The sequence below is a fragment of the Aphanothece microscopica RSMan92 genome (assembly GCF_046613545.2).
Taxonomy (GTDB): Bacteria; Cyanobacteriota; Cyanobacteriia; order PCC-6307; family Cyanobiaceae; genus NIES-981.
Genome location: NZ_JBKKKY020000061.1, coordinates 1 through 15,459 on the forward strand (window position 1 = coordinate 1; position 15,459 = coordinate 15,459).

16 protein-coding genes are annotated in these 15,459 nt (G+C 66.8%); 6 read left to right on the forward strand and 10 right to left on the reverse strand.

The genetic code is table 11. The annotated features are described in order from the left end of the window. The 3 genes from ACLD7X_RS13520 to ACLD7X_RS13530 form a co-directional block, all read left to right on the forward strand. Positions 1-509 (forward strand): polysaccharide deacetylase family protein (locus ACLD7X_RS13520; RefSeq protein WP_411424176.1); only part of this gene is annotated, 509 nt, incomplete at its 5' end. Further along, positions 502-1,515 (forward strand): UDP-glucose 4-epimerase GalE, encoded by a 1,014-nt coding sequence (gene galE / locus ACLD7X_RS13525; protein WP_411424177.1) that lies wholly within the window; start codon positions 502-504, stop codon positions 1,513-1,515. The genes ACLD7X_RS13520 and galE, both read left to right, overlap by 8 nt. Beyond that, on the forward strand, positions 1,485-2,426 hold the full coding sequence (locus tag ACLD7X_RS13530; protein ID WP_412006931.1) for a glycosyltransferase family 2 protein: 942 nt from the start codon (positions 1,485-1,487) through the stop codon (positions 2,424-2,426). Before galE ends, ACLD7X_RS13530 begins: the two co-directional genes overlap by 31 nt. Positions 2,427-2,734: 308 nt before the next feature. Here ACLD7X_RS13530 and ACLD7X_RS13535 read toward each other — a convergent pair whose 3' ends face one another. The 4 genes from ACLD7X_RS13535 to purE all read right to left on the reverse strand — a co-directional run bounded on the left by ACLD7X_RS13535 (position 2,735) and on the right by purE (position 6,328). Next, entirely contained in the window at positions 2,735-3,871 is a 1,137-nt protein-coding gene (locus ACLD7X_RS13535; RefSeq protein WP_411424179.1) for an IS5 family transposase, read from the reverse strand. 226 nt (positions 3,872-4,097) lie between these two features. Continuing rightward, the gene (locus ACLD7X_RS13540) at positions 4,098-4,319 is read right to left on the reverse strand and encodes a hypothetical protein (RefSeq protein ID WP_411424180.1); all 222 of its coding nucleotides are present in this window, start codon (positions 4,317-4,319) and stop codon (positions 4,098-4,100) included. Between the two features lie 341 nt (positions 4,320-4,660). Next, positions 4,661-5,731 (reverse strand): AI-2E family transporter, encoded by a 1,071-nt coding sequence (locus ACLD7X_RS13545; RefSeq protein ID WP_411424181.1) that lies wholly within the window; start codon positions 5,729-5,731, stop codon positions 4,661-4,663. 30 nt (positions 5,732-5,761) lie between these two features. Further along, positions 5,762-6,328 carry a 5-(carboxyamino)imidazole ribonucleotide mutase gene (gene purE / locus ACLD7X_RS13550; protein ID WP_411424182.1) on the reverse strand — a complete coding sequence of 189 codons (567 nt, stop codon included), beginning with the start codon at positions 6,326-6,328 and terminating at the stop codon, positions 5,762-5,764. Positions 6,329-6,373: 45 nt separating this feature from the next. On the opposite strand from purE, the gene ACLD7X_RS13555 reads away from it, so the two are divergent. Continuing rightward, the gene (locus ACLD7X_RS13555) at positions 6,374-7,543 is read left to right on the forward strand and encodes an N-acetylglucosamine-6-phosphate deacetylase (RefSeq protein ID WP_411424183.1); all 1,170 of its coding nucleotides are present in this window, start codon (positions 6,374-6,376) and stop codon (positions 7,541-7,543) included. A 47-nt stretch (positions 7,544-7,590) separates the two neighbouring features. After that, positions 7,591-8,364 carry a magnesium protoporphyrin IX methyltransferase gene (bchM, locus tag ACLD7X_RS13560; RefSeq protein ID WP_411424184.1) on the forward strand — a complete coding sequence of 258 codons (774 nt, stop codon included), beginning with the start codon at positions 7,591-7,593 and terminating at the stop codon, positions 8,362-8,364. On the opposite strand, the gene gghA is transcribed toward bchM, so the two are convergent. From gghA to ACLD7X_RS13580, 4 genes are read right to left on the reverse strand one after another with little or no spacing between them, the layout of a single operon-like run. Further along, positions 8,344-10,869 (reverse strand): glucosylglycerol hydrolase, encoded by a 2,526-nt coding sequence (gene gghA, locus ACLD7X_RS13565; protein WP_411424185.1) that lies wholly within the window; start codon positions 10,867-10,869, stop codon positions 8,344-8,346. The two genes, bchM and gghA, sit on opposite strands and share 21 nt — an antisense overlap. Positions 10,870-10,925: 56 nt before the next feature. Further along, positions 10,926-11,975, reverse strand: a complete 1,050-nt coding sequence (locus ACLD7X_RS13570; RefSeq protein ID WP_411424186.1) for a pseudouridine synthase — start codon at positions 11,973-11,975, stop codon at positions 10,926-10,928. A 37-nt stretch (positions 11,976-12,012) separates the two neighbouring features. Beyond that, positions 12,013-12,837 (reverse strand): response regulator transcription factor, encoded by an 825-nt coding sequence (locus tag ACLD7X_RS13575; protein WP_411424187.1) that lies wholly within the window; start codon positions 12,835-12,837, stop codon positions 12,013-12,015. A gap of 20 nt (positions 12,838-12,857) precedes the next feature. Next, positions 12,858-13,421, reverse strand: coding sequence for a hypothetical protein (locus ACLD7X_RS13580; protein WP_411424188.1), 564 nt, complete (start codon positions 13,419-13,421; stop codon positions 12,858-12,860). A 20-nt stretch (positions 13,422-13,441) separates the two neighbouring features. On the opposite strand from ACLD7X_RS13580, the gene ACLD7X_RS13585 reads away from it, so the two are divergent. Beyond that, a complete protein-coding gene (locus ACLD7X_RS13585; RefSeq protein WP_411424189.1) occupies positions 13,442-14,578 on the forward strand; it encodes a cysteine desulfurase family protein in 1,137 nt (378 codons plus the stop codon). A 12-nt stretch (positions 14,579-14,590) separates the two neighbouring features. Here the strand turns inward: ACLD7X_RS13585 and ACLD7X_RS13590 are convergent, their stop codons facing one another. Together ACLD7X_RS13590 and mraW are read right to left on the reverse strand one after the other, a co-directional pair. Next, on the reverse strand, positions 14,591-15,196 hold the full coding sequence (locus tag ACLD7X_RS13590; protein WP_411424190.1) for a DUF456 family protein: 606 nt from the start codon (positions 15,194-15,196) through the stop codon (positions 14,591-14,593). After that, positions 15,193-15,459, reverse strand: a 267-nt coding sequence (mraW, locus tag ACLD7X_RS13595; RefSeq protein WP_411424191.1) for a 16S rRNA (cytosine(1402)-N(4))-methyltransferase, incomplete at its 5' end; no start/stop codon positions are given. The genes ACLD7X_RS13590 and mraW, both read right to left, overlap by 4 nt.

A 15,459-nucleotide genomic window follows, 5' to 3' on the forward strand; every position in this document is an offset into this window, starting at 1 on the left:
GCCTTAATTTTTTCTACGATGTCTGGAAGACTTTGTGGCCCTTGCAGGATAAATTCCGTTGGAGCGTCTTGCAAGATATTGCCGATTGGAGCGGCCACCCTGAACCGACTAATCTAGAACGACGGCCAATGACTCATGATGAGCTTCGCAGGCTAGCCCAACAGGATTTTATCGAGGTGGGCGCCCACAGTGTGGATCACCCGCCGCTGCCCGCCCATCCAGAGTTTGAACAGCGGCGGCAGATCACGTTAAGTCGTGATTTTCTACAAGAGGTGTCGCCTAAGCCCGTACGCAGCTTCGCTTATCCGCATGGCGAGTTTTCTGCTCAAACAATCACGCTCTTGCAAGAAGCGGGTTTTGACAGTGCTGTTACGGTCGAGCAAAAGCTTGCGGGACCCAATTGCAACGCCATGGTCTTGCCTCGATTCGGCGTGCGAGACATGAGTGGCGATGATCTCGGTTTACGACTTCAGAAATGGTTCGACCACGTGCCGGCCGCTAATGGGTAGACGCGAGACTATTCTTGCGTGTGGTGGTGCTGGCTTTATCGGCTCTCATGCTTGTGTAGTGCTCCTCTTAAAAGGATATGACGTGATAGTGCTCGACAACTTCGCGAACGCGCGCCGCGACGTGTTGAAACACATTTCCAAAATTTGCGGCAGGAAGCCTCACTTGATCCAAGGAGACATCCGCAATCGCGCTTGCATGCATGATGTCTTCGCCAACTACCGCATCGATGCAGTCATGCACTTTGCAGGATTGAAGAGTGTTAGCGAGTCGGTGTCGCTGCCTTGGCTGTACTACGACATCAATGTGCATGGTACGTTGAATCTTCTTACAGCGATGCGCGAGGCGGAGGTTTTCCGACTGATTTATTCCTCATCATGCACAGTCTACGGCAACGCCGAGCACATGCCCTTGACTGAAGATTGCGCTCGGGGGTTCACTAGTCCGTACGGCCATACAAAACTAGTAGTTGAGGACATTTTGCATGAGTTTGCAAAAGCCGATACGCGCTGGGCTATCTCTTGTTTACGCTATTTCAATCCGTTGGGTGCCCATAAAAGTGGCACGATTGGTGAGCGTCAGCTAGGGACGCCATCCAACCTAATGCCATTGATAGTACAAGTGGCCGCAGGTGAGAGAGATTTCCTACGAGTGTACGGCAATGATTACCCTACGGCTGATGGCACTGCAGTGCGCGATTACATTCACGTGATGGATTTAGTTGAAGGCCACTTGGCGGCACTCGTATACATTCAGGAAAACGAGGGCTGGCATGCAGTGAATCTTGGTAGAGGCAAGGGCACTTCCGTACTTCAACTAATAGGCACATTTGAAACAGCCGTGAACAGATCGGTGCCATGGGAGTTTGCACCGCGCCGCTTTGGAGATATACCCGTGTGTTGGGCAGATCCCACATTGGCTTCAAGACTATACGGCTGGGCAGCACACCGCTCGCTTGAGCAGATGTGTTTAGACGCATGGCATTGGCAGTGCTCTTACCTTCCATGACTACGCAAGTACCACTTGTATCGGCTATAATCATCTTCTTTAATGGTGAGCGATTCCTAGGAGAGGCAATCGAGAGCGTGTTGGCACAAAGTTACGACAACCTTGAGCTGCTTCTAGTTGACGACGGTTCCAGCGATGACAGTGTGGAGATTTCGACCCACTACATCACTAAATACCCTCGAAAGGTCAAGTACCTGTGCCACGCTGATGGCCACAACCACGGGATGAGCGCTGCGCGCAATCTGGGTGTACTCCACGCAACCGGAAAGTATATAGCGTTTCTAGATGCTGATGACGTCTGGCTACCAGACAAGATTACCGAGCAAGTCTTACTCATAGAAGCCAACCCAGGAGTTGCCATGATTTACGGGCGTACGCAGATCTGGCATAGCTGGAACCCTCTCAATAACACCAAGGACTTCTTCTACCCGTTGGGAGTAAAACCCGATTGTATTTATCACGGTAGGCGCATGCTTGGCCAGCTGCTTGAAAATCGCTTTCAGTCTCCAACCACCTGCAATTCTATGCTGCTGCGTCGTGCCTTTTTAGAAGTTGGAGGCTGCGAAATAGCATTTCGCAACCAGTATGAAGACCAGGTGTTTTACTTCAAGCTGTATTTACAGCATGATGTGTACATAGCGAATGACTATTGGGCGCGCTACAGACAGCACGAAGACAACTCCGGCAACCATTTCGATCCAGATAGCTACTTTCGCGAGCGTGCTGCTTTCCTTGATGTAGTGATGCGCTTGGCATGCGCACAGTGGTCACAGCTTGATGGGGTCACCCAAAGGATTCTATTACGTGAGTATCTGTATACGCGATGGCCACGCGGCACGACTTGGGCTCAGAAGACGAGGAGGCTGCTGAAAAAGTTCATCAGCCGCAAGCTAACCGTCCAACGGCACTGAGCGGATGTGCGGCCCACAAGAGGTGGCCGGTCCGATTTTTCTTCCATGTCGCCTCAGAGGAGCGTATTCCGCGGTCACCTGGAGGCTCCGTGCCAAACAGGTCCCAGAGCAAATCGCCCAGCAGGGCCTATTAGGAGTTTGCAGAAAAACCATGCCGTGAGGCGTCTTTCTCCTCCCAAGCAGAGCTGGCCATGGCGGGGACTTGATGGGATGGGCTCAGACTCGCTATCCAACCATGAGCATCTGGATGGGGCCCTTGGCTGGCGTTGATGCTCCCTGCGGGCCCCTCCTTCTGGAGAACATCCCGTTCATGCTGTCGCCTCCAACGGTTTGAGCAGGTTGCCCAGTCGGATCAGGTTGTAGGCGATCACATGCAGTCCGAACACGGCAGTGACATTGCCCTGACCCCGCAGCTTGAACTGGCGCAATCCACCGAACTCCTTGATCCAGCCGAACACCTTTTCGATCCCGCGGCGTGCATGGATGGATTTGGCGTAGCCCTCATGGCGGGTGGTGCGGCCATCGATCGCGGAACCACCGGAGCGGCCGGAGTTCTGGGCCACATGTGGAGTGACGCAGAGCCGCCGCATCTCTGCGACGAATCCTCTGGTGTCGTAGTTCTTGTCGGCTCCGATGGTTTTCTGGTGAGCTCCCGGTAGATCCGCTGCCATCGCTTTGGCGGCCTCCCGTTCGCCGTAGCCATCGGCCTGCGTCACCCGGCAATTCACCCCCAGGGCATGACGGTTGTCCATGAGCACGTGGCCCCGATAGCTGGGCAGGGCCGGATGAACGTTGGACTTGCGGGCCAGCAGAGCGTCGGGATCGGTGCCGGAGCGGTGGGTCTTGTTGCTGAGCCTGAACCCGCGGAAATCGCCCTTGGCCCGCGTCTTACCGGTCTTGGCCTCCCCGAATCCCTCGCCCGGTCCGGATGGCGGAGGCGGCGGATCATCGTCCCCGTCGATGCGCTCCAGGGAGGTGTGAGAAGCCCAGGCCTGCAGCAGGGTGCCATCGACGGAGAAGTGCTCGTTGCTGAGCAGCGGTTTCACCTCCGGCGAGGCCATCAGCTTCTCCAGGAACCTGCCCATGACCTGGTCGTTGAGCAGCCGCTCGCGATTCTTGGTGAATGTCGTGGGATGCCAGATCGGATCGTCAGGGCTCAGACCCACAAACCAGCGAAACAGCAGGTTGTAGTGGAGCTGCTCCAGCAGCAGACGCTCCGATCGGATCCCGTAGAACGCCTGCAGCAACGAGGCCAGCAGCAACTGCTCCGGCGGCACCGAGGGCCTTCCTTCTGAGGCATAAAGCTCACAGAAGGTGGGATTGAGGCGATCGAGAGCCTGATCGGCCAGCTTGCGGATCCGCCGCAGCGGATGACTGGCCGGGATCCGCTCCTCGATCGAGACGCAGGAGAACAGCGAGCCGGTGCGCTCCTGTTGACCTCGCATCAAGGGATGGGCAGTTGCCCCATTGTCGCAGGGGTGGCCGGGTTTTTCAGCGAACTCTTAGAAGTCTGTCTCAGTAGGCCTGGCATGTGCGCCCTGCCTGCTGCGTCGTGTGCGGGAGCCGCATCTGACCCTTGGACTCTGAGCCCGCCAACGCCCCTGCTGCCGCAAGCGATCTGATCAGTTTCCTCCAGACGCTGCCGGACTGCCGGATGCGCCGGGGCATCCGCTATTCCCGGTGGTGGATGCTGCTGGTGGCGATCCTCTCGATCCAGAGCGGCCAGGGCTCGCTGGTGGGCATGGAGTGGGAATGAATCGCCTGGAGATCCAGCTCGGCTGCGAGATCGAGCGGGAAGAATAACAGATGGTTCTCCGGCAGCCACTCCACCGGTGAAGGCGGCAGCAGGGTTTCCTCGGGGCTCCAGGGGCGGAAGGCCTTGGGCTTGACCATGCCCCATTCTCCTGCCCAGAACCCTTGCTGTCACTAGGATCTGGGCAGATTCAGCGGCGGCTGTGCAAGGTGCGGGCGCGGATCTATGTGCGACAGCTAGGGGGATCTCCAAGCAATAGTGGCTCGATGCACCCAAAGAATCGCCAATGGTCGGACTGCAGATTGGCGGACTGAGCCTCACTAATGTCCCGAGATGGATTTTCGATTTTTACTGACAGTATCACAATGGCAAATGAATGATACAAACTCTCAATTAGCATCGGCCTAGATTTGTCATGTCTAAAAAGATGAGCCTTGGGTTTCGGCCAAACCAAACCAAACCTCATGGTCAGGACTCAACGTCAATCTAGCTGCATCTCACCCCGCAACCGCATCCCCCACGCATCCAGAAACGTCTTCCCACAGCTCGCCACCGGCACCGCCAGCAACAACCCCAGCAACTCCCCCAGCCCCAGCAGGCTGCCCAACCGGGCGCCGATCGGCAGGCTGATCAGCAGCCAGGCCGGCTGCAGCCCCACGATGCTGCCCATCAGCCGCGGCTGGATCACCTGATCCACCAGCTGGCCCACGGTGATCGCCGCCACCAGCACCTCGAGCCCCGTGCGGGGATCGTTGAGGGCCAGCAGGGCACTCACCAGCACGATCGTGAGGGCGCTGGCATAGGGCACCAGGGTGGTGAAGCCGATGGTCACGGCAAAGAGCACCCCATAGGGAATCCCCAGCAGCGTGAACACCAGGATCTGCAGGCCGCTCAGGATCAGCGCCAGCACCACCTGGCCGCCGAAATAACCCCGGAAGGTGCGGCTGAGCGTCTCCACCACCAGGGGCCGCACATCCGTCGGGAGCCACTGGGCCAGCCCCGCCGTGATCCGCTCGCCGCCCAACAGCAGGAACACCGAGAGCACCAGCACGATCACGGTGTTGACCGTGATGCCCACCGTGGCGCCCAGCAGCCCCAGCAGCCGTTGGCTGAGCTGACTGGCCAGCTTGCTCAGCCGCGTCAGCAGATCGCTGCTGAGATTGCCGAAATCGGTGGGAATCCCCTGCTCCTCGGCCCAGGCTTCCAGGGCATCCAGCCACACCTCTCCCTGGGCCAGCCATCCCGGCAGGGCCGCCACCAGTTCCGCCAGCTGGTCGATCAGGCGAGGCACCAGCCAGATCAGGGCCAGGACCAGCAACCCCAGGGCCAGTCCCAGCACCAGCACGATCGCCAGGGGCCGGGGCAGACCGCGCTGGCGTAGCCAGCGGCTGGGGATATCCAGCAGGAAGGCGATCAGCGCCGCCGCCACGAACAGGGCCGGGAAAGGTGCCAGGGGCACCAGCAGCTGCCGCAGCACCCAGAGGTTGAGCACCAGCAGCGGCAGCGCTAGGCCGACCTTCAACCAGGGGGGGAGCACCAGGCGTTCGAGCATCGCGGGGCAGGCGGAGGTACCGAGAACGCTTCAGCCCATCTGGGCCAGGTAGGCGGCACTGCCCAGCTCCACCAGGCGCCCATCCTTGGCCCGCACCTGAGCGTGCAGCTCGGCCCGGTAGGCAGCCACCGCCTCGGCCAGGGCCGGATCAGCCGTGGCCAGGATCTGCACTGCCAGCAGGCCGGCGTTGGTGCCGTTGCCGATCGCCACCGTCGCCACCGGGATGCCCGCCGGCATCTGCACGATCGAATGGAGGGAATCCACCCCCGAGAGAGCCCGGCTCTGCACCGGCACCCCGATCACCGGCAGGGTGGTGAGCGCTGCCACCATGCCGGGCAGGTGGGCGGCACCGCCGGCACCGGCGATGATCACCCGAAGGCCGCGGCCTGCGGCCTCCTGGGCGAACGCCACCATTTCCAGAGGGGTGCGATGGGCCGAGAGCACCCGCACCTCGGACGCGACCCCGAAGCGCTCCAGCACCGTCACAGCCGGCTGCATGGTGGGCAGGTCGGAGTCGCTGCCCATCACCACCGCCACCCGCGGGCCTGCAGCCGAGCTGGCAGCGGCAGAAGCGGCGGGGGCGGCACTGGGGCTCAAGAGCTGGCGGCGGAGGATGGAGCCATTCTCCCGTGTGCACCTCAGATGCGCTGGATCAGCAACGTGCGGCTGCCCCGTGCTGCCCGCTGCAGCCACGGCGCCGACCAGCGCTGGCGGGTGGGGGTGGATGCTGAAGGCTGGATCGCGGCGGTGGAGCGGATCGATGCGGGCAGCTCCGCCGCCGGCGACGACTGGCAGGGCGACTGGCTCAGTCCGGCGGGTGTCGACCTGCAGATCAACGGCGGCCTGGGGCTGGCCTTCCCCGAACTCAGCCCGGCCGATCTGCCCCGCCTGCTGGAACTGCTGGAGCTGCTCTGGCGCGATGGGGTGGAGGCGATCTGCCCCACCCTGGTGACCTGTGGCATCGAGCCCCTGCGCCAGGCTCTCGCCGTGCTGGAGCAGGCCCGCCAGCAGCACCGTCCGGGACGCTGCCAGCTGCTCGGCGCCCACCTGGAGGGGCCCTTCCTGCATCCGGACCGCCGCGGCGCCCACCCGGCGCACCACCTCGCAGCCCCGAGCCCGGCAGCCCTGGCCGAACGCATCGGCGGCTTCGAGGAGCAGATCGACCTGGTCACCCTGGCGCCCGAACTGGAGGGGGCCGAAGGCGTGATCCAGGCGCTGCGCGAGCGGGGTGTGGTGGTGAGCCTGGGCCACAGCACCGCCAACGAAGGCCAGGCCGCCGCCGCCTTCGAGGCCGGGGTGGCCATGGTGACCCATGCCTTCAACGCCATGCCGGGACTGCAGCACCGCGACCCCGGTCCGATCGCCGCGGCGGTGCTGCAGGGCGACGTGGCCCTCGGCCTGATCGCCGACGGCGTGCATGTGGCCCCCTCGATGGCCCTGCTGCTGCTGCGCCTGGCCCCGGAGCAGGTGGTGCTGGTGAGCGATGCCCTGGCTCCCTACGGGCTGGGTGAGGGACGCCACCGCTGGGATGAACGCCTGCTGCTGGTGCAGGACGGCAGCTGCCGGCTGGAGGACGGCACCCTGGCCGGGGTGACCCTGCCCCTGCTGGAGGGGGTGCGCCGCCTGGTGCGCTGGGGGGGGCTAGCGGAGCGGGCGATCGCGGCCGCCACGGTGACACCGCGCCGGGTGCTGGGGGATCAGCGGGATCCGGCCACCATGCTGGTGGGCACACCCCTGGGCGAAACCCTCCGCTGGCGGCTGGCGCCCGACCAGGGCAGCAGCCCGGAGCTCACCTGGCGGCGGGCGGCCTGAGCCCGGGGCCTGCTCCCTAGGATCCGCGCCAGTTGGTAGACGACTCCATGGCCGCTGAGCAGCTGCTGGACCCCTCCCAGGCAGGCACCGCGGCCGAGGGCACGGCAGGCAAGGCAGCCGAGAAGGCCGAGGTGAAGGGCTACTTCGAGACCACCGGCTTCGAGCGCTGGAACCGCATCTACAGCGAGAGCGAAGACGTCAACAAGGTGCAGCGGAACATCCGCCTCGGCCACCAGAAGACCGTCGACAACGTGCTGGCCTGGCTGCAGGAGCAGGGCAACCTGGCGCACCGCAGTTTCTGTGATGCCGGCTGTGGCGTGGGCAGCCTCAGCCTGCCCCTGGCCCAGCTGGGCGCTGGCTCGATCGCCGCCAGCGATCTCTCCGAGGCCATGGTGGCCGAAGCGGCCCGCCGGGCCAGCGAGGCCGGCATCCCCGCCAGCCGGCTGACCTTCTCCGCCTCCGACCTGGAGAGCCTCAGCGGCCGCTACGACACGGTGATCTGCCTGGATGTGTTCATCCACTACCCCCAGGCCGCGGCTGAGGAGATGGTGCGCCATCTGGCCGCCATGGCGGAAAGGCACCTGATCGTGAGCTTCGCGCCCTACACGCCGCTGCTCGCCCTGCTCAAGGGCATCGGCCAGCTGTTCCCCGGCCCCAGCAAGACCACCCGCGCCTACACGCTGCGCGAGGACGGCATCGTGAAGGCCGCGGCGGAGGCCGGATTCGTGCCCGTACGCCGCAACCTGAACCAGGCCCCCTTCTACTTCTCCAGGCTGATCGCCTTCGAGCGGCGGGAGGGTTCAGACCCCGGCCGGGGTTGAGTCCCCAGCGGCCAGGGGCTCCAGGATCAGGGCCTGGCTGTCGGCCAGGGTGAAGGCCTCCCCCTCCAGATGGGCCGCATCGATCGCCAGCCCCGGGGAGGCGAGCAGCAGCGTCCAGCCGCCGGTATGGGTGGGGAAGAGCTCGGGAAGACGCACCGCCATCGGTTCACCGCCCATGTGGGCCACCAGCGCCACGGCCCCGGACCCTTGAGGATCACGGCGCAGGCCGTAGAAGATGGTGGTGCAGGGGGTTGTGAGCAGGTCGAGGCGCTCGTCACTGACCCCCTCGCTCACCCGCAGGTTGTGACGTAGCCAGGGCCGCTCCCGGCGCAGCTGCCGCAGCGCCAGGTTGTGGGCCGCCCGTTCGGGCTCAACGCGGTCGGCATGCAGCCAGACGTTGCAGGCGGCATGCATGTCCTCCATGAACCGGCGGGCGAACGCCTTGAGCCAGGCCACATCCACCGTGGGGACCGCACCGGAGGGCTCGGCAGGGGCCGCGCCCTGGCACGCCGTGGCGGTGAGCTCGAGGTCGTAGTCGGTGGCTTTGATCGCCTCGGTGAGCGCCGTGAGGAAACCGCGCAGGTCCTCCAGGGTGGCGAAGCCGAGCCGCTTCAGACCGCTGAACAGGGCCCCGTCGCCGTACAGCTCAGGGGTGACCTGCCAGTCGAGGAAACCAGGCGCCTCCTCCGCCACCACCTTCACGCCGAAGCGATCATCGGTGTTGCGGAAGAACCCCCACGGCGCTCGCATCAGGCAGTGGATGAAGTCCATCGGCAGGCCGGGCGAGAAACCATAGGTGAGGGCCCCGATGGAAGGGTTGTCATAGGCATTGGCCAGCACCTCGGGCAAGGTCGCGCCGAGGTTGAGGTTGATGGGCTCACTGGCCGCCACCTGGGTGCCGCGACGCAGGGTGTCGTGATTGCCGCAGCCGGTGATCCAGCCGGCTCCGAACTGCATCTTTTCGCAGACGCGCCGCCATTTACGCGCCCAGAATCCCTGCAGAGCCGGGGTGTTGTGGGCGAAGATCAAGGGGCCCCACTGAAATGAATCGGGACGCAGCTCCACCAGATCGCGGTAGGTGGAGACCTCCTCCCATCCTTCGGCAGGCCAGGGGCGGCCATCCTCGTAGATCACGAACGGGCGCCAGCGGGCTGGTCCGATCTCCTGGACCAGATCCCCCATCGCCAGCAGGTAGGGGTCGTCGTAGTCCACCTTCTCGGTGAGGGGGTTGAAGTATTTGAAGTCCTGACCGCCGTCGATCCGGATCCCATCCGCACCGGTGCTCACCTTGCGGCGCTGCATCTCCAGCAGGATGGCCCGCACACCAGGGTTCTGATGGTTCACATCCTGGCCATACATGTTGGGCCCCTTCAGAAAACTGACATTCAGGAGGTCCAGGGCCTGGTTGTCGGCATGGCCGTAGACGAGGTCATAGATCAGCCGGATCGGGCCGGTGGGAAAGTTGTGGAGCTCGGCCACGAAGTCCACCAGTTCATCGGGCCGCAGGGTTTCCAGCAGGGCGGGGTTGGTGGCCGCACTGCCGAAGATCACCACGTCGTAGCCCCAGTTCTGCAGATCGGGCCGCCGCAGCCTCACCCGCACCTCGTTGGGATCCCGGAAGAGACCCTCGGTTTCCGAATCGAGCATCGCCCCGTCCTCGGCGCAGATGCTGAAGAAGTCGTCCTCCGCCTGGCCGGCGCGCACCTCCACCGTGGGCTCGATCGGCAGGAGCTGCACGGCGTCGTAACCGATCAGGTTGGTTTCCGCCGGCGTCAGGGGCTCGCCGTGGCGCAGCTTTCGGGCCAGCTCGCGGTAGAGCGCCGTGAGGCCGGAGACATAGCCGTTGGGCGAGGCCGTGCGCACATGCAGCTGCAGAATGTTGCTGGGAGCCGGCACCGTGAAGGGACACGGCGGCTCGTTCTCCGCAGCGTCGCGCAACACCGCCGCGGCCATGGCTTCGTAATAGGGCAGATCGGCCCGCCGCCGCTGCAGGGCGTCGACGTCGTACACCTCTGCCGGGGCGTACACCCCGAAGGGATAGGAGCTGCCCATCGGATCGCCCACCCTGAGCACGCCGTTGGTGTCCGGGCAGAGGTAACGCAGCCAGTACAGGGAGCCGATCGCCTGCGTGGTGCCGGCCTGCAGGCCGTTCAGCACACCCCACTGGTAGTCACCCTGCTTCTCGAGCTGCACATAGTCGCGGCGGAAGCGCACGGTCTGCTCGTCCCGGCCGGGATCGATGGGTTCGATCGGGGTGAACACCTCCAGGAGAATGTTCTTGGGCTGGATCACATCCCCGGAGAGTTCGGGCGTCCAGAAACCGATCTGGGTGAGTCCGTCCGCTCCCGGCCGGGCCCCCAGCCCCGTGGCCAGCTGACGGGCCTTCTCAAGGGTGGAGGCATCACTGGCCTCGATGGCCGCGGCCCAGGCGAGGAGCTCGGCGGTGGGCTCCGCCTCCAGCCGGATCGCGGGCTGGGCAGCTTGCAGGACAGCTCGTTGGCTCACGGCATCCTCTCCAATCACAGCAGCGGGAACGGCGGGCCATGGCCCACCCCCGGACCTCACGGTGCCATGCCAAGGCCATCGCCGAGGCGGCGGAGCCGGGGCGGCAGGGGCGCTTCGAGCTCGAGACGCCGGCCCTCGGGTGCGGTGAGGCTGAGCCGATGGGCATGCAGGTGGTAGCCCCCCTGCCCAGGCAGGACCAGCGGCTCCACATCCCCGCCAGGCCGGTAGAGGGGATCCCCCAGCAGGGGGGCGCCGGCGGCGGCCGTGTGGATGCGGATCTGGTGGGGCCGCCCGCTGGCGATCGCCACCTCCACCAGCCAGCCGGCCTCGCGGCGCTCCAGCAGGGTGAGGGTGCTGGCAGCCGGCAAGGGCCGTTCCCCGCCGGCCGCCCAGATCGCACCCAGCCGCCCATGGGGCCGCCGGCCGATCGGGGTGGTGATGGTGAGGCTCTCCCCGGGGAGCAGGCCCGCGAGGGCGCTGGCCGGTCCCACGGCGATCAGGGCCCGGTACCGCTTGCGGCAGCCCGCCGGCTGGGCCGGGCCCGGGGTGGCTGCGGTGCTGTCCCGCAGCAGGGCACTGAGCCAGGCCCTGCTGGAACGGCACCGGGCGCACACCAGCAGGCCGGAGGTGAAGCGGCCCAGCCGGTGCACCGGCCGGGGCAGGCCGGCTCCGTCCTCCAGGTCCCCGGCAGCCACCCGACGCTCGATCTGACGCAGCACCGTGTGCTCGAGGAACCCCCCGGCCGGCAGCACCGGCAGGCCGCTGGGCTTGTCGAAGACCACCAGGTCGCCGTCATCCCACAGGGGGGCCGGCAGCCGCGGCACGGCGGGCTCCTCCCACGGGGGCCGCCGCCAGGCGAGGCGATCCCCCGGAACCAGCGGCCCATCGGCCCGCAGGACCTGCCCATTCCGACTGATCTCGCCGGCGGCGAGGCGCTGCAACCACAGCAGGCGGGACGAATGGGGATAGCGGGCGGCGTAGAACCCGCTCACGCTGGGCACGGCATCCACTGGCAGCCCTGCTCTCGGCTGCAGAGCGGCAGCGTCCACCCGGTCGCGGTAGGTGTGGCCCGTGTTGGGGGCGGCGGGCAGCCAGGCGTCCTCCATCAGCAGGGCAGGGCGCGGTGCTCGGGCGGCAGGCGACTCAGTCGACCAGCCCGTGCTCCAGGGCGTAGCGCACCAGCTCAGTGCGGCTGGCGGTGCCGGTCTTGATGAACAGCCGGCTCACGTACTTCTCGACGTTGCGGATGGAGGTTTCCAGGCGCCGGGCGATCTCCTTGTTCATCATCCCCTCGGCCACGAGCTGCAGCACCGAGGCCTCCCGGGGGGTGAAGACGAGTTCGCTGCTGCCGGGCGCCTTCTTCGCCGGCCCCCCCGTGGCCAGGAGGGAGCGGATCTCGGTGATCTGCTTCGCCATCTGGCCGATGTCGGCATCGGCGAAGCGGGCCGCCTCGGCCAGCAGGCGTTCCTGGCGGCGCACCGCGTTGCGCACCCGGGCCACCAGCTCATCCGGATCGAACGGTTTGGGGATGTAGTCGTCGCATCCCGCCTGGAAACCGGCGATGCGGTCGGCCGTCATCCCCTTGGCGGTGAGGAAGATCACCGGGGTGCCGCCCAGCCGTTCATCGGCCCGCAGCTTCTTCAACAGCCCGTAGCCATCGCAGCGGGGCATCATCACGTCGCTGATCACCAGATCCGGCAGCAGCTCCTGGGCCTTCTCCCAGCCCTCTTCGCCGTCAGTCGCGGTGCTCACCTGGAAGCCCTCATCCTCCAGATAGGCCTTCACCGCCGAGCGCAGGCCGGGCTCATCGTCCACCAGCAGCAGGCGCACCGGTGGTCGCGGCTGGGTCTCGGCGCCGGGATCCTGGGGCTGATCGGCGACCTGATCAGCAGCCCGATCAGCGGTTGGATCGCTCAGCTGGGCAGCGGTGCTGCCGGAGTCAGCGGCGGGGGAAGGGTCGATCGTCATGGGGTTCAGTCTGCAGATCCTCAGCGGGAGCGTCCAGGCAGCACCTGCTCGGATTCCCGCAGGGTGGTGCTGTAGCCGAGCTGGCGGGCCACGGCCGTCAGACCGCTGGGATCCTGCCCGGCCCGCTCGGGATGGCAGACCGCCCACCACACCAGGTGATCCGCCCGGTTCGCCGGGGTGATCACCCCGCCGGGGTTGAGCGAACGGATCAGCCGACGGCCGTTCTCCGCCGTCAGCCGCATCGGCGCCTCCGGGGTGCAGCCCACCGTGTCGGTCTGAATCGTGACGTTCGTTCCCTGCTGGCGCCACAGCTGCGCCCGCCACAGGCCAGGACTGTCCGCATCCGCCACCGGTCCGTAGACCCCGAGCACCTGCAACCCCTCAAGGCTGGGGCGTTCTTCCAGCACCACCAGCCCCGGCGGCCGGTCGACGGCGTTCGCCCGCGCCGGCCGCGGCACCATCCCAACGGCCGGCAGCAGGGCCGTGCCCCCCAGCAGGATCACAGCCAGGTTCCTTGGCAGGGTTCTTGGCAGGGAGCCGCCCAGACGTGGCCTCGGCAGCGGCCCCCACGGGGTTGGCAGCATGGCGGCAGGCACGACCTTCCATGCTCGCCTACCTCGATCACCACGCCAGCACCCCCTGTGATCCGGCGGTCGTGGACGCGATGGCGCCCTGGTGGAGCGAGCAGTGCGCCAATCCCTCCAGCCGCGGCCACCGCCCCGGGCTGGCCGCCGCCGCCGCCGTGGAGCAGGCCCGGGCCCGGGTGACCGAGGCGCTGGGGGGCGGGCCGGCGGAGGTGGTGTTCACCAGCGGCGCCACCGAAGCCAACAACCTGGCCCTCAAGGGTGTGGCCGAGGCGGCCCTCGAACGGGGGGAGCCGCGGCGGCGGCTGGTGAGTGTGGTGACCGAGCACCGGGCCGTTCTGGATCCGCTCCGCTACCTCGAACGCCACGGTTTTCCCCTCACCCTGCTGCCGGTGGGATCCGACGGCCTGGTGGATCCGCAGCGGCTGGAGGAGGCCCTCACCCCGGAGGTGCTGCTGCTCTCGGTGATGGCCGCCAACAACGAGATCGGCGTGCTGCAGCCGATCACGGCGATGGCCGAGCGCTGCCGGCGGCAGGGCGTGCTGCTGCACGTGGACGCCGCCCAGGCGGCCGGCCACATCCCGCTGAGCCTGGCGGTCCTGGGGGCCGACCTGCTCAGCGTGAGCGGCCACAAGTGCTACGGGCCCAAGGGGGTGGGGGCGCTGCTGCGGCGCCCGGGGCTGGCCCTGGCCCCCCAGCTGCACGGCGGCGGTCAGGAGGGGGGGCTGCGCGGGGGCACCGTGGCCGTGCCGCTGGTGGTGGGCCTGGGCGAGGCCCTCCGCCGGGCCGAAGCAGACCGGCCGGCCCGGGCCAGCCGACTCGGTGCCCTGCGCGACCAGCTGTGGAGCGGGTTGGAGGCGCTGGGCGGCATCCGCTGCAACGGCGCCGGGGCTCCCCGTCTGCCCCACAACCTCAACGTCACCGTGGACGGGGTGGATGGGGCCGCCCTCCACCGGCTGCTGCGCCGCCGCCTCGCCGTGAGCAGCGGATCCGCCTGCAGCCAGGGCTCCCCCTCCCACGTGCTGGCGGCCCTGGGCCACAGCCGCGCCGAAGCCGCCGCCTCGATCCGCTTCGGCCTGGGCCGGGGCACCACGGCGGCGGAGGTGGCCGTGGCGATCGATGCCGTGGCCGAAGCCCTGCGGCAGCTGCGGGGCTGAGCCGAGCGGCACTCAGGCGAACACCGTGGTGAGCAGCAGGAAACCCACAGCCCCCAGCAGGGCCAGCACGGCCTGGGCCAGCTTGCTCACCAGCATGCCGGCCACCACCGCCAGGCCCACCACCAGCGAACGCCGCAGCCGCAGCAGCCCCATGGGCCCCAGGGCGGTGGGGGCCGTGATCAGCTCCCCCAGGCTGGCCCCCAGCAGCGGGCCCACCAGCGCCCCGAGCAGCGGTCCCCCCACCGGCAGGGCCGGCAGCAGGCCCACCAACCCCACCAGCAGTCCCAGCCCGGCCCCGATGTAGGCCCAGCGGGTGGCCTTGAGCCGGGCCGGGCCGAGCACCAGCCCCAGGGCGTCGGCGCCCCAGCCCAGCAGCAGCAGGACACAGGCCAGCAGAAAGGGCGCCCAGCCGGCGGCCCAGCCCACGGCCCAGAGCCACAGGCCCGCCCCCACCGGCAGCAGGGCCAGGCCGGGCAGCAGCGGCAGCAGGGTGCCCGGGATGGCCAGCAGCTGGATCAGCAGGGCCGCCCACCAGAGGCCATCGAGGGCGGTCATCACGGGCAGGGCGAGGTGGGGGAGGTGGGGGAGGTGGGGGAGGTGGAACCTGAAGCCGTTCATGGCCGCCGCCGCGCCACGCGGAACTTGGCCGAGCGGCTGCGGGGGTTGGCCTCCGCCTCCTCGGCGGCGGCCACCAGGGGCTTGCGGGTCACCCGTTCGAGCCGCTCATCACGGAGGAAGGCCGTCTTGACGCGGCGATCCTCCAGAGAATGGAAACTGATCACCCCGAGCAGCCCTCCGGGCCGGAGCCAATGGGGCACCTGCTCCAGCCAGCGCTCGAGCACCCCGAGCTCATCATTCACCGCGATGCGCAGGGCCTGGAA